The organism is Methylotuvimicrobium sp. (genome assembly GCF_050611805.1).
Classification (GTDB): Bacteria; Pseudomonadota; Gammaproteobacteria; order Methylococcales; family Methylomonadaceae; genus Methylotuvimicrobium.
In genome coordinates, this window is the sequence record NZ_JBNGHF010000019.1 from 44327 (window position 1) to 57555 (window position 13229).

Annotated in this window: 9 protein-coding genes, 1 tRNA gene, 3 pseudogenes and 1 riboswitch; of the genes and pseudogenes, 4 read left to right on the forward strand and 9 right to left on the reverse strand. The window is 48.0% G+C overall.

Annotated elements, in window-relative coordinates; translation table 11 throughout:
* Positions 1-129: 129 nt before the first annotated feature.
* Entirely contained in the window at positions 130-894 is a 765-nt protein-coding gene (locus ACRJJO_RS11255) for a hypothetical protein (RefSeq protein ID WP_431065843.1), read from the reverse strand.
* A gap of 94 nt (positions 895-988) precedes the next feature.
* A riboswitch (cyclic di-GMP riboswitch) is annotated at positions 989-1070 on the reverse strand.
* A 718-nt stretch (positions 1071-1788) separates the two neighbouring features.
* Between ACRJJO_RS11255 and tnpB the strand changes: the two are divergent.
* From tnpB to ACRJJO_RS11270, 3 pseudogenes are all read left to right on the forward strand, one after another.
* Positions 1789-1926 (forward strand): annotated as a pseudogene (gene tnpB / locus ACRJJO_RS11260) (IS66 family insertion sequence element accessory protein TnpB); the annotation flags it as partial.
* Positions 1927-1950: 24 nt separating this feature from the next.
* A pseudogene (locus ACRJJO_RS11265) lies at positions 1951-2390 on the forward strand (IS66 family transposase zinc-finger binding domain-containing protein); the annotation flags it as partial.
* A gap of 152 nt (positions 2391-2542) precedes the next feature.
* Positions 2543-2975 (forward strand): annotated as a pseudogene (locus ACRJJO_RS11270) (IS66 family transposase); the annotation flags it as partial.
* Positions 2976-3283: 308 nt separating this feature from the next.
* Here the strand turns inward: ACRJJO_RS11270 and ACRJJO_RS11275 are convergent.
* The 6 genes from ACRJJO_RS11275 to rlmE form a co-directional block, all read right to left on the reverse strand.
* Positions 3284-3368: transfer RNA gene (locus ACRJJO_RS11275), tRNA-Leu, on the reverse strand.
* Positions 3369-3378: 10 nt separating this feature from the next.
* The gene (gene secG, locus ACRJJO_RS11280) at positions 3379-3789 is read right to left on the reverse strand and encodes a preprotein translocase subunit SecG (protein ID WP_431065844.1); all 411 of its coding nucleotides are present in this window, start codon (positions 3787-3789) and stop codon (positions 3379-3381) included.
* A 24-nt stretch (positions 3790-3813) separates the two neighbouring features.
* Positions 3814-4563 (reverse strand): triose-phosphate isomerase, encoded by a 750-nt coding sequence (gene tpiA / locus ACRJJO_RS11285; RefSeq protein WP_431065845.1) that lies wholly within the window; start codon positions 4561-4563, stop codon positions 3814-3816.
* Positions 4564-4622: 59 nt separating this feature from the next.
* The gene (gene glmM, locus ACRJJO_RS11290; protein WP_431065846.1) at positions 4623-5966 is read right to left on the reverse strand and encodes a phosphoglucosamine mutase; all 1344 of its coding nucleotides are present in this window, start codon (positions 5964-5966) and stop codon (positions 4623-4625) included.
* A 104-nt stretch (positions 5967-6070) separates the two neighbouring features.
* On the reverse strand, positions 6071-7990 hold the full coding sequence (ftsH, locus tag ACRJJO_RS11295) for an ATP-dependent zinc metalloprotease FtsH (protein WP_404361432.1): 1920 nt from the start codon (positions 7988-7990) through the stop codon (positions 6071-6073).
* 136 nt (positions 7991-8126) lie between these two features.
* On the reverse strand, positions 8127-8744 hold the full coding sequence (gene rlmE, locus ACRJJO_RS11300) for a 23S rRNA (uridine(2552)-2'-O)-methyltransferase RlmE (protein ID WP_431065847.1): 618 nt from the start codon (positions 8742-8744) through the stop codon (positions 8127-8129).
* Positions 8745-8795: 51 nt separating this feature from the next.
* On the opposite strand from rlmE, the gene ACRJJO_RS11305 reads away from it, so the two are divergent.
* Positions 8796-9062: a YhbY family RNA-binding protein gene (locus ACRJJO_RS11305; RefSeq protein WP_017839724.1), complete on the forward strand. Its 267-nt coding sequence runs from the start codon at positions 8796-8798 to the stop codon at positions 9060-9062.
* 47 nt (positions 9063-9109) lie between these two features.
* On the opposite strand, the gene greA is transcribed toward ACRJJO_RS11305, so the two are convergent.
* Positions 9110-9586 carry a transcription elongation factor GreA gene (greA, locus tag ACRJJO_RS11310; RefSeq protein WP_017839725.1) on the reverse strand — a complete coding sequence of 159 codons (477 nt, stop codon included), beginning with the start codon at positions 9584-9586 and terminating at the stop codon, positions 9110-9112.
* A 178-nt stretch (positions 9587-9764) separates the two neighbouring features.
* A complete protein-coding gene (gene carB / locus ACRJJO_RS11315; protein WP_431065848.1) occupies positions 9765-12992 on the reverse strand; it encodes a carbamoyl-phosphate synthase large subunit in 3228 nt (1075 codons plus the stop codon).
* Positions 12993-13229 lie beyond the last annotated feature (237 nt).

A 13229-nucleotide genomic window follows, 5' to 3' on the forward strand; every position in this document is an offset into this window, starting at 1 on the left:
ATAAGCTTCCAAAATCGATACAAACATCCTTGTTCAAATTCTTCCTTGCTAACCTTTACCAAGTAACCAACACATTTTCCTCATAAAACTGATTACCTAAATCCGGCTAGAACAAGCTTGCCATAAAGATTATGCAGGCAATACAGACTTACGACGATTTGCACCGAACAAGCTAACCAAAGCGCCACCGAACAACCAGGCAGCAGCGGGAACGGGAACGGCTGCAACCTCCGAGATCTCCAAGGATAATGGCGCACCGCCCATAGAGCCTCCACCGAGGAATGCAGTCATACCCATTGGACCGGTCAGCATAGGCCCCATCATGCCCAAAGCAGTCATGTCACCGTAGACCATTTGGCCTACAGTTGCCGAAGTATCAGTTATGTTTGTGGAATCAAACACCAAGGTAAAAAAAGCGTTGTCATTTCGCTGGTTACCATCAAAGGTGCCATAGGCCATAGGATTACCAATCACGTTATAACCGCCCCCATTCACAACATCAGTACTATTTTGCAAAAATGTACTTACTGTCACTAAGTTGCCGGAAGTACTGCTAGCCAGTTGATTGGTCAAATGCAGCAACGGCGCTTCGTTATCGGCATATCCACCGGGCTTGGCCCATACTTCACCCGTGTAACCGGCTGCATTCATACCACCAGCGGCGGTCCCGTTCGAATCGAACTCGGTTCCATTCCAAGCAAACATGGATTCAGACAGAAAACCCGAGAAATTGCTAACAGTAGAGCCGTCCCAGTCGAAGTTACCATCGAATACGGTTACTTCCTGAACCCCACCGTCAGTAAATACTGCAGACACATTGTAAGTGGCGGCCTGTGCCATAGAAGCGCTTGCTGCCAATATCAGGGATGCAGCCATTTTGGTTTTTAGATTCATAAATCAACTCCTTCAAAATAAATAAATTAATGTTCGGACGATACAACCAAGCCACCCGGTATTGCACCCGGTGCACTAGCTCTCCATCGCCCACAGAGGCGGCCCGGCTATCTGGCTTCACGCCAGACCCCTAGGCTTTCCGACCCCGCCTCACGGCGGCTGTGGCAATTGGAATTAGGACATCCTGCCCTACCAGCAATACATCCTTAATGCCTGACTCTTATTTCCTTTTATCTAACGCAAATACCATTTCGCTCTAATCAGACTCTGGTTCAGTAAACAGCACCTTCAAGACCTCACCCAGGGCTGTTCAAAAAATGCTTTCGCATTCTTTTTTAATAAAGCATACATTATGCCAATAATATTCTTTTGATTTAGGCTCAATAACTTAAAGCGTAAACAAATAGTCTCCAGTTAAGTCACCCATCTAAAATTAAGGGATTTAACACACCTCCCTAATATCAATGCGCGATTTGACTTAATCCGCTTTAAATCAGCTCATCCTTATGCGAATCGACTAACGTCTCGTCTCTTTTGACAAGAAAGATCACTTTAGAAAAACGTTAATTAATCGCGTAAGCTTCCAACGTCACCATCTAAAATCCCTCGCAGCCACGGTTATCCTCAGAATTTTTCCACAGGGAGAGCACATGGTATTTATCGGAGAGACAGAAACATCACATCGAAGCCTGGCAAGCCAGCGGACTCCGATGCGCCTGCATTGATACCGGTACGGTTGCAATCGGAGTCGACGGCCTCGGCGTTATTATCATTGCGTTGGCCGCAAGGCCACGTTTTGGGAATATCAGGCAGTGTATCGCCGGATTGGCTCGGGGAGTTGTTGCAATATCTGGCTGGATTGAGAGTCCGGCGCAAATCTGACTAGCGTTCGATATGAGGTGGGGCATCGATGGTTTGTCGGTGATTTTGCAACAGCGCTTAGGCCATGCGCTATGCGCCGGGGCAGCGTTTATTTTCCGCAATCGCGCCGGCAATCGTTTGAAATTGTTGCCGTGGGACAGCAATGGGGTCTGGCTGTGTCAAGGCGTCTTCATCAAGAGCGAAGGACTGACACCACTGCAACGCGACGTGTTCGAGGAAACTCTCGATACCGACATTGCCGCTATCTAAGCTGAGGTCGAGCAGTTTCAAGACGTCCCGGCGCATGATACGGCGCGGTTCGCCCTAAACGTCCGTGCGCCGGACGCCAGCCCTTACCGGATCATTTACCCCCGCATCGAGCACCGCCACGAACCCGAATCCTGTACTTGAGATCAATGCGGCAAGGACTTGGTCAAGATCGACGAAGACGTCACCGAACAACTGGACGTCGAGCCGACCAAACTCTTTGTCCATCGTCATATCCGCCCACAATATGCCTGCCGGACTTGCGAAACCATCACTGCGGCGCCGATTTCCCCGGCAGTGATCAATGGGGTATGGCGGCATTGGGTTTACTGACCTGGGTGCTGATCGGCAAATTCCTCGATCATTTGCCCTTGTACCAAAAAAGAGCAGTCGACATGTGTGAAGACCGTTTGTGCTGAGCCAAGTAGTCGAAGCATGAAAGGTCTACAACACTTTCACCGGCTTGGTAAAGCCTCAAACTGCTCTTTTTAGGTTGTACCGACTGGAACAGATCGCCGCCCGCAGCGGTGTGATCTTGTCCCGCTCGACACTGGCCGATTGGGTCGGACGCCTCGGCGTCGCCCTGGAGCCCTTGGCCGATCGTTTAACCTGGCACTTATTGCAACGCGATAGCTTGCATGCCGACGAAACCCCCGTTTCGCAACTGGATCCCGGCAACGGCAAAACCAAGAAAGCCTATCTATGGGCTTATCGCAGCAACGACCTGCAACCCGACCCCAAGATCCTCGTCTTCAACTACCAAGCCGGCCGAAGTGGCCGGCATGCCGGGCAGCTTCTGCAAGACTGGAACGTTCACCTGCTGGTCGATGACAACAGTGGCTACAAAGCCCTGCTTGCGACGGCGCGTGCGCATCCCGAATCGTCTTGCCTGTGTCGAACTGGCTTACTGGGCGCATGTGCGCCGAAAATTCTTCGATCGATATCAGGCCGACGCACGGGAACTGACATCCCGAGACCGTCAAAGTCATCGATCACGCCTTAAAACTCTGACCAACCCTGACACGGATATGCCGAAACCGGCGATTTACCCATAGACAACAATTCATTTTAGATTAATAAGTGTTTCCGGTAGTGATGGGTGTTTTCAACTACTACCGCATAGTGATCCATTCGTAACGCCGTGACTCTTCCAGAACCTGCGCAAAAAGTATTAGCGGGATTTCTTCGGACAATAAAAAACCCGCTAAGCCTTGTAACTTGCGGGTTTTTGGAGTTGTCCGGACTATCCCGAACTTGAATTTGGTGCCGATGGCCGGACTTGAACCGGCACGACTTGCGTCACCACCCCCTCAAGATGGCGTGTCTACCAATTTCACCACATCGGCTGATAGTTTTTTACTCGTTTATTTCGGCTTCCGGCTGTTCTTTTGCTTCAACCGTTTTTGATTCTTCCTCGATAGCAGGTGTCTCGGCCGATATTGAAGGTACAGCAACCGGTGCCGCTTCTTTACTCATTAACGGTATATCGAAAGCCTCTTCGGTTTCTGTGTCATCAAAAAAGTCTTTCGCGGCTTTACTACCACCGCTCAACATTGCAAGAGAAAGACTTGTCACAAAGAATAAAGTCGCTAAAATTGCAGTGGCTCTCGATAAAAACGATGCTGAGCCTTGTGCGCCGAATAAAGTTCCCGATGCACCGCTTCCGAACGCGGCACCGGCATCGGCACCTTTACCTTGCTGCATTAAGACCAAACCGATTATACCCAGTCCGAATAATACATGAATGACTATGATAACTTGATACATTTTATTATGGTTATTTTGCTTTGATTATTTAGATGCGCGATATATTTTCAAAAAGCCTTCGGCATCCAATGATGCGCCGCCGATTAATCCGCCATCGATATCAGGCATTGCAAATAAGCCCTTAGCGTTGTCCGGCTTAACACTGCCGCCATACAAAATTTGCAGTTGATCGGCAATGGCTTGATTTTTAGCTGCGAACTTTTGACGAATATATTGATGTACTTCTTGCGCTTGCTCGTCAGAGGCGGTTCTTCCTGTACCGATGGCCCATACTGGCTCATAAGCTATGACTGCTTTAGCAAAAGACTCAATGCCTGCCGCATTTAAAACCGCATCGAGCTGTTCATCGATGACGCTAAATGTTTGATCGTTTTCACGCTGTTCTAATGTTTCGCCAACACACAATATAGGGATGATCCCTTCTTGTTGCGCTTGAGAATATCGTGAAGCGACCGATTCGTTGGTGTCGCCGTAATAAGTCCTACGCTCGGAGTGACCGACGATCGCATATTTACAATTAAATTCGTTCAGCATGGATGCCGAGATTTCTCCGGTATATGCGCCTGAGCTTTGATCAGCAACATTTTGTGCGCCAAGATCAAGAGGAGTGCCTTCCGTTAATTTGGCAGCATCGGCTAAGTAGACATAAGGAACACAAACTACGATCCCGGTGTCGGATGAGTTAAGTCCGGCAATGATGGCTTTGCATAACGATTCTGTGGTCGCTTTAGAACCATTCATTTTCCAGTTACCAGCCACGAGTGTTTGACGCATAATTTCTCCCTCTCCATCCAAAATTAAGCTGCGTATGATATATGCTTATCGAAACTTGTTCAAGCATCGATTGCTTTCTTGACCTCATCCGCTAATTGGTTGGCGCATTTATTCACCAATGCTTCGTCGACTCCTTCGACCATTACACGAATCAAAGGCTCGGTTCCTGACGCTCTTAGCAAGACTCGACCGTTAGCACCCAATATTTTTTCGACATCTTTAACCGCTTTTTGTATTTTATCGTGATTATCGGGGTTGATTTTAATATCGGTCCTCAGGTTAATCAGAACTTGAGGATACATGCATACACCAGACCTAAGTTCATGCAGCGTCTTACCGCTGGTTTTCATTTCAGCCATGACTTGTAAAGCTGCCACAATACCATCGCCGGTAGTTGTTCTGTCTAGACAAATAATATGTCCCGAATTTTCGCCGCCTAGTATGCCTTTTTTTTCTTCGAGCATTTCCATGACATAACGATCTCCGACCTTTGCTCGAAACAATTCGATGCCTAAACTTTTTAGCGCATGCTCCATACCGAGATTTGTCATTAAAGTACCGACTACCGGACCTTTTAGGGCACCTGAGCTCAATCTCGATTTAGCGATAATATAAATCAGCTCATCGCCATCAACAATTTCGCCTTTATGATCCACCATAATCAGACGATCTCCGTCGCCGTCCAAAGCGATACCGAAGTCGGCCCGATAAGCAAGAACCGTCGAAACCAATTTTTCGGTCTTAGTAGCTCCGCACTCTTCGTTGATATTCAATCCATCCGGTTCGGCACCGATCGTAACGACTTCAGCCCCTACTTCGCTAAAAACGTGCGGCGCTATATGATAAGTCGCGCCATTGGCACAGTCGACCACGATCCTGAGACCGTTAAAATCCATCCAAGTCGGAATCGTACTTTTGCAAAATTCTATATATCGGCCTGCCGCATCGCCAACACGATTGGCTTTACCCAGCTTCGAAGAGTCGACCGTTGTCATCGGAGAATCAAGGTAATACTCTATTTTTTTCTCCATCGAATCCGGCAATTTCGTTCCCTCAACCGAAAAAAACTTAATGCCGTTATCGTAGTAAGGATTATGTGAAGCGCTAATAACGATACCTGCCTGGGCGCGCAAGGTTCGCGTCAGGTAAGCTACGCCCGGCGTCGGCATCGGCCCCAATAAATGCGTATCAACACCGGCAGCAGTCAATCCCGCTTCGAGCGCCGATTCGAACATATAACCTGAAATTCGGGTATCTTTTCCGACCAATACGAAACCGTGCCCTTCATTCGCGAAGACTCGCCCGGTTGCCCAACCTAATTTGAGTAAAAAATCAGCCGTTATCGGATACTCGCCTACTTTTCCTCTGATACCATCGGTTCCAAAATATTTTTTTTCCTTCATCTTCAAGCCCGTTTATTACTTATGGGTTAAAAAGCATGCTTGTTTCAAACTAATAAAAAAGGAGAGCCGCCACTGACTCTCCTTTTCACTTGTTTCCGAAATGATTATTGGCTTTGTTCGGCGGCATCGCTTAAAGGCGGCTCGGAATCTTTAGCATTGGCTCGACTATCTACTTTAGCACCGCCTTGCGGTGGCGATGGATCTTCCCAGCCTTGGGGAGGCCTAACCGGTTTTCTTGACAACAAATCATCGAGCTGTGCTTTATCGATCGTTTCATACTTCACCAAAGCGTCAGCCATCGCGTGCAAGATATCTTCGTTTTCTTTTAGAATTTTTTCTGCGCGCTCGTAGTTCCTATCGATGATCGAGCGAATTTCTTCGTCGATCGTGTGCGAGGTTTCTTCGGCAACCGACTTATGCTGCGTAACGGATCGACCTAGAAACACCTCACCTTCTTCTTCGCTATAAGCCAAAGGACCGAGACGTTGCGACAAGCCCCATTTCGTGACCATATTTCTAGCTAATTCTGTCGCACGCTCGATATCATTGGATGCGCCGGTACTGACCTCTTCCCAGCCAAAAATCATTTCCTCGGCAATACGTCCGCCATACAAACTCGAAATCATGCTGTCGAGCTTACGCTTACTAATACTGTATTGATCTGCTTCGGGAAGAAACATCGTTACACCCAAGGCTCGCCCACGCGGCATGATACTGACCTTGTAGACCGGATCGTGGTCAGGCACCAGACGTCCGACAATGGCATGCCCGGCTTCATGATAAGCCGTCATTTTTTTCTCTTTGTCGCTCATTACCATAGAGCGACGTTCCGCGCCCATGATGATCTTGTCTTTCGCTTTTTCCAAGTCGACCATACTGATCAATCGTTTGTTGGCTCGGGCGGCACACAAGGCGGCTTCGTTAACCAAATTAGCCAAATCCGCACCGGAAAAACCGGGCGTGCCTTGCGCTATATATTTGATCACAACATCATCGGCAGCAGGAACTTTCTTCATGTGAACATTCAGAATTTGCTCCCTGCCTTTCACATCGGGTAAACCGACCGTGACTTGGCGATCGAATCTTCCGGGACGTAACAAGGCTTTATCCAATACATCAGGACGATTAGTCGCGGCGATCACAATAACCCCTTCGTTACCTTCAAAACCGTCCATCTCAACCAACAACTGATTTAAGGTTTGTTCGCGTTCGTCATGTCCGCCGCCTAATCCAGCTCCGCGTTGGCGGCCAACAGCATCGATCTCGTCGATAAAGATAATGCAAGGCGCATGTTTTTTTGCCTGCTCGAACATATCACGCACTCGAGACGCACCGACACCTACGAACATTTCGACAAAATCGGAACCGGAGATAGTGAAGAACGGCACTTTTGCTTCCCCGGCAATGGCCCTAGCCAATAACGTTTTACCAGTTCCGGGCGGCCCGACCATTAATGCGCCGCGCGGAATTTTTCCGCCAAGTTTTTGATATTTAGCGGGATCCTTTAGAAAATCGACCATTTCGGCAACTTCTTCCTTAGCTTCGTCACATCCTGCAACATCGGAGAATGTGACTTTGATCTGGTCTTCCTCAAGCATACGCGCCTTGCTTTTACCAAAAGACATCGCTCCTCTGCCGCCGGCGCCTCCGCCTTGCATTTGACGCATGAAAAAGACCCAGACCGCAATCAATAACAATATAGGGCCGAATGAGACCAGAAGCTGCATCAAGAAGGAAGGTTGTTCGGGTGGCAATGCTTTGATGTCGACACCGCCTTCGAGCAAGTCATCGACTAAATGCGGATCATTCGGCGCATAAGTGCGAAATGTCTCGCCGGTTTGCATTTTTCCCTTGACGACATTGTCATCGATTGAAACCTGTTGAACCTGCCCCATTTTAACCGCTTGTATGAACTGCGTATAAGTCAGCGAAAGTTCGCCGCGGTCTCCGCGCGGAGCGAAATTGTTGAATACCGACATCAATACGACAGCGATGACAACCCATAAAATTACATTTTTTAACATATCGTTCAAGTTACTAGCCTCTGACCTTATCAGGCCCTCGGTTTAAAAACATTGCAATTGTATCAGGAATCTGCGCTCCTGATCGTTGTTATTGATTTTCGCCATTCTCATTCATTAAGATGGTGACTCAATCAGCTTATTTAAACCCTTTCCCTAAAATATATACTTCATTGCTTCTTGGTCTAGAGGCTTTCGGCTTTCTGATCGCAACCGATGAAAAACTTTGTCGGACATCTTTAAGAAAACTTTCATATCCTTCGCCCTGAAAAACCTTGACTAAAAATGAACCGCCGCGATTTAAAATCAAGCGCGCGGTATCAAGCGCAAGTTCGCATAAATACATGGAATTAGGCTGATCAACGCCTTTATTGCCAGTTATATTCGGCGCCATATCCGACATGACCAAGTCGACAGTCGCCCCGGCCAACAAGTTTTGCAACTGTTCCAACACCGCAAGTTCGCGAAAGTCGCCTTGAATAAAATCGACATTTTCCAATGGATCCATCGGCAATATATCCAGGGCTATAATTTTATTTTTTTTCCCTATAATGCGCCTGGCATATTGAGACCAGCCGCCCGGTGCCGCGCCTAAATCGACGACATTCATTCCCGGTTTTATGATGCTGTCCTTGTCTTGTATTTCAATTAACTTGAATACTGCGCGAGATCGCCATCCTTGCGCTTGAGCCATTTTGACGTATTCATCGTGAAAATGTTCCTGTAACCAGCGACTACTGCTTTTACTTCGTGCCATATCGGAAATCGTGTAAAATTCGCGTTTTATTTATAGCTAAGGAAACACAGAGTGACCCCTGCCGAAAGAAAACAACTCAAAGCCCAAGCCCACAGCCTGAAACCGGTTGTCATAATAGGCCATTCGGGCCTAACGCAAGGCGTTTTGGCTGAAATGGATATTGCGCTCAATAGTCATGAACTCATTAAAGTAAAAATACGCGCCGAACGCGACGATCGAAAAAAGCTACAACAGGAAATTTGTACACAAACCGGAGCCGACTTCGTTCAAAGCATAGGCCAGATTCTAGTAATTCATCGACTAAATCCTGAGAAATAAGCGTATGAGCGGGCAACGCACAAACCGCCCGCCGTTTCACACGATCGTTAAATATACTGAATCGAAAGGATTTCGTATTCTATATCGCCGCCTGGCGCTTTGACGATGACCACATCCTCTGCTTCTTTACCTATTAAGGCCCGTGCTATCGGAGAGCCAACGGAGATACGACCGGCTTTGATATCGGCTTCGTCTTCGCCGACGATTTGATAAGTGACGGTATCACCACTTTCAAGCTCTTCTATTTCAACGGTTGCACCGAATACGACTTTACCGTTGGCATCCAATTTAGTGACATCGATAATTTGAGCATTGGACAACTTGCCTTCAATCTCGGCGATGCGCCCCTCAGCAAAACTTTGCTGTTCGCGCGCAGCATGATATTCGGCATTTTCCTTCAGATCTCCGTGCTCCCTGGCTTCAGCAATGGCCTTGATGATTCTGGGGCGCACCACGGATTTCAACTCGTCTAACTCCTCTCGTAATTTCTTGGCTCCAGTGACTGTTAGAGGTACTTTATTCATGGATACAACTCCTTTAATTTATTGTAGTTACCGAACAAAAAAATAATTTGCCCGGTAAAAAAGTCGGATTGAGTCGGCATATGACTTGTTGCAATAAGCCAATGTAGCGCTTTAGAACAACTGTCAACTCACAATGAAAACTGACATAGTCTTTCAGCTTGTTGAGAGACGCGAGCGATTAATCGGCATCGATTAAGCTTTTGTGAAGTTCTTGCAAGCTAGTCACGGTTCCCGCCGCCAATTCTCCCAATGCATAACACGCGGCACGCGCACCAGCCATAGTAGTGTAATATGTTACACGATGCTGCAATGCTTCTCTTCGCATCGTGAATGAGTCGTGAATAGCTTTCTTGCCATCAGTGGTGTTGACGACTAATTGAATTTGGTCGTTTTTGATCATATCCACGGTATTCGGTCTACCTTCGTTGACCTTGAATACTTCGTCGCAAGGAATACCTGCTTCTTTCAATACCCTAGCCGTCCCTCGAGTCGCGACGATTTGATAGTCTTTTGCAACCAGCATTTTAGCCAATTCTGGCAACTTAGCCTTATCCGCATCACGAATGCTGATCAATACTTTCCCGCTTTGGCTTAAATCAATACCGGCGGCACGTTGCGATTTGGCGAATGCTTCGCCAAAAGTCTTTCCAACACCCATCACTTCACCGGTCGACTTCATTTCAGGCCCTAATAAGGAGTCGACACCAGGGAATTTAACGAAAGGAAACACCGCTTCCTTGACCGAATAATACGAAGGTATACGCTCTTCTGTAATACCTTGCTCAACTAAAGTTTTACCAACCATACAGCGCGCAGCGATTTTGGCCAACGGATAACCGGTCGCTTTGGAAACGAACGGCGCCGTTCTCGATGCCCGGGGATTTACTTCAAGCACGTATATATCATTGCCTTGAATTGCAAACTGGGTATTCATCAACCCCCTCACACCAAGCGCTTCCGCCATTTTAGCGACTTGTTCGCGCAACTGATTCTGAATAGCCGCAGGTAAATCGTACGGAGGTATCGAACAAGCCGAATCGCCGGAATGAACACCCGCCTGTTCGATATGCTCCATTAATCCGCCGATCAACACCCGTTCACCATCGTAAATCGCATCGACATCCATTTCAACCGCATCATCGAGAAACCGATCCAATAAGACCGGCGAATCGTTCGAAACACTGACAGCCTCTTTCATGTAGCGCTGCAGGCCTTCTTCATTGACAACGATTTCCATTGCCCGACCACCCAACACATAAGAAGGCCTAACCACCAACGGATAACCCAGTTCCCGCGCCGAAAGTATTGCCTGCTCGACCGAACGCGCCGTTGCATTGGGCGGTTGTTTCAAGCCCAATCTTTCCAATAGTTTTTGAAAGCGTTCTCTATCCTCAGCCAAATCTATCGAATCGGGAGACGTACCGATAATCGGCGCTCCAGCGGCCTCGAGTGCGCGCGCCAGTTTCAGCGGAGTTTGCCCGCCGTACTGAACGATCACGCCTTTCGGTTGTTCGAGGTGAATAATCTCCAAGACATCTTCCAATGTCAACGACTCGAAATACAAGCGATCGGAGGTATCGAAATCGGTCGAAACGGTTTCCGGATTACAATTGATCATGATCGTTTCGTAACCGTCTTCACGCAAAGCCAATGCGGCATGTACGCAGCAATAATCGAACTCAATGCCCTGCCCGATTCGGTTCGGACCTCCGCCTAAAATCACGATTTTATCTTTATCGCTGACCCGTGCCTCGCACTCTTCATCGTAACTGGAATATAAATAAGCGGTATCGGATGAAAATTCAGCCGCGCACGAGTCTATACGCTTATAAACCGGACGAATATTGTTTTTATGTCGAGCGTTTCTAATTTCAGACTCGCTGGTATCCAGTAATTTTGCCAGCCGAGCATCGGAAAACCCTTTACGCTTCAAACGATAGAGCTCCCCCTCTTCCAAAGTCGCCAAAGTTTTGGTTGACAGCGATTTTTCGGCAATCAGCAAATCTTCGATTTGCGCTAAAAACCAAGGGTCGATTTTGCAAATATCATGTATCTCTTCAAGCGACATACCGCTACGAAACGCATCGGCAACATACCATAAGCGTTCGGCGCCCGGATGACGCATTTCTTTGAGTAAAATTTCCTTGGCATCCTCGGCATTTAAATCGACAATCTCATCGAGGCCGGTCTTGTCGACTTCAAGCCCACGCAAGGCTTTTTGCAAAGACTCTTGAAACGAGCGTCCGATCGCCATGACTTCGCCGACCGATTTCATTTGTGTCGTCAATCGATCGTCGGCTTGCGGGAATTTTTCGAAGGTAAAGCGCGGCACCTTGGTCACGACATAATCGATCGTTGGCTCAAACGAGGCCGGTGTAGCGCCGCCGGTGATCTCGTTTTGCAGCTCATCCAAGGTATAGCCGACCGCGAGTTTAGCCGCGACCTTTGCAATCGGAAAACCGGTCGCTTTCGAGGCTAAAGCGGACGATCGCGAAACACGCGGATTCATCTCGATAATGACCATCCGTCCGTTTTCCGGATTAATCGCGACCTGCACGTTCGACCCGCCGGTATCGACGCCGATTTCGCGCAAGACGGCCAACGAAACGTTACGTAATATTTGGTATTCCTTGTCGGTCAAGGTTTGCGCTGGGGCGACAGTGATAGAGTCACCGGTATGCACACCCATAGGATCGAAATTTTCGATCGAACAAACGATGATGCAATTGTCTTTCGAATCGCGCACGACTTCCATTTCGAATTCTTTCCAGCCCAACACCGACTCTTCAATCAGCAATTCATTGGTCGGCGACAAATACAATCCGCGCTCGCAAATTTCAATAAATTCTTCCTTGTTATAGGCAATACCGCCGCCGCTGCCGCCCATCGTAAACGAGGGACGAATAATGGTTGGGTAACCGACTTCTTCTTGTGCAGCCAGCGCTTCTTCCATACTATGCGCCGTTTTGGATTTCGCGACTTCCAGGCCGATTTTTCGCATTGCCCGATTGAACAGCTCCCGATCTTCGGCTTTATTGATCGCTTCTTTAGTCGCACCGATCATTTCCACGCCGTATTTTTCCAACACGCCATGCTTGTCGAGCGCTAACGCGCAATTCAGCGCGGTCTGCCCGCCCATCGTCGGCAAAATCGCGTCGGGGCGTTCTTTTTCTATAATTTTTTCGACGGTTTGCCAGTCGATCGGTTCGATATAGACTGTATCGGCCATATCCGGGTCGGTCATGATCGTCGCCGGATTGGAATTGACCAGAATGACTCGGTAACCTTCCTCGCGCAATGCCTTGCATGCTTGCGTGCCGGAATAATCGAATTCGCAAGCTTGTCCAATAACAATAGGGCCTGCGCCCAATAATAAAATCGATTTTATGTCGCTTCTTTTTGGCATTTTTATACTGTTCTTTCTCGGTGGCGGTTTAGGATTTGGTCGAAAATAACTTCCCTATTTTGGAGGGTCTGGTTGCTCGATTGGCAGGTGTCGGCGGCAGGGCAGATTTTTGCTCCTGCAAAATCTGCATTCACCCAGCACCTAAATTCCATAGCCCAATGGCTATGGTCAACCATCTTGGATCATTTAGGTGCTGAGTTCACAGCGTCCCGTCAAGCGAGTGACCGAACCCTCAAC

Coding starts and splice junctions, on each gene's coding strand:
- ACRJJO_RS11255 (WP_431065843.1), bottom strand. CDS start 894: ATGAATCTAAAAACCAAAATGGCTGCATCCCTGATATTGGCAGCAAGC.
- secG (WP_431065844.1), bottom strand. CDS start 3,789: ATGTATCAAGTTATCATAGTCATTCATGTATTATTCGGACTGGGTATA.
- tpiA (WP_431065845.1), bottom strand. CDS start 4,563: ATGCGTCAAACACTCGTGGCTGGTAACTGGAAAATGAATGGTTCTAAA.
- glmM (WP_431065846.1), bottom strand. CDS start 5,966: ATGAAGGAAAAAAAATATTTTGGAACCGATGGTATCAGAGGAAAAGTA.
- ftsH (WP_404361432.1), bottom strand. CDS start 7,990: ATGTTAAAAAATGTAATTTTATGGGTTGTCATCGCTGTCGTATTGATG.
- rlmE (WP_431065847.1), bottom strand. CDS start 8,744: ATGGCACGAAGTAAAAGCAGTAGTCGCTGGTTACAGGAACATTTTCAC.
- greA (WP_017839725.1), bottom strand. CDS start 9,586: ATGAATAAAGTACCTCTAACAGTCACTGGAGCCAAGAAATTACGAGAG.
- carB (WP_431065848.1), bottom strand. CDS start 12,992: ATGCCAAAAAGAAGCGACATAAAATCGATTTTATTATTGGGCGCAGGC.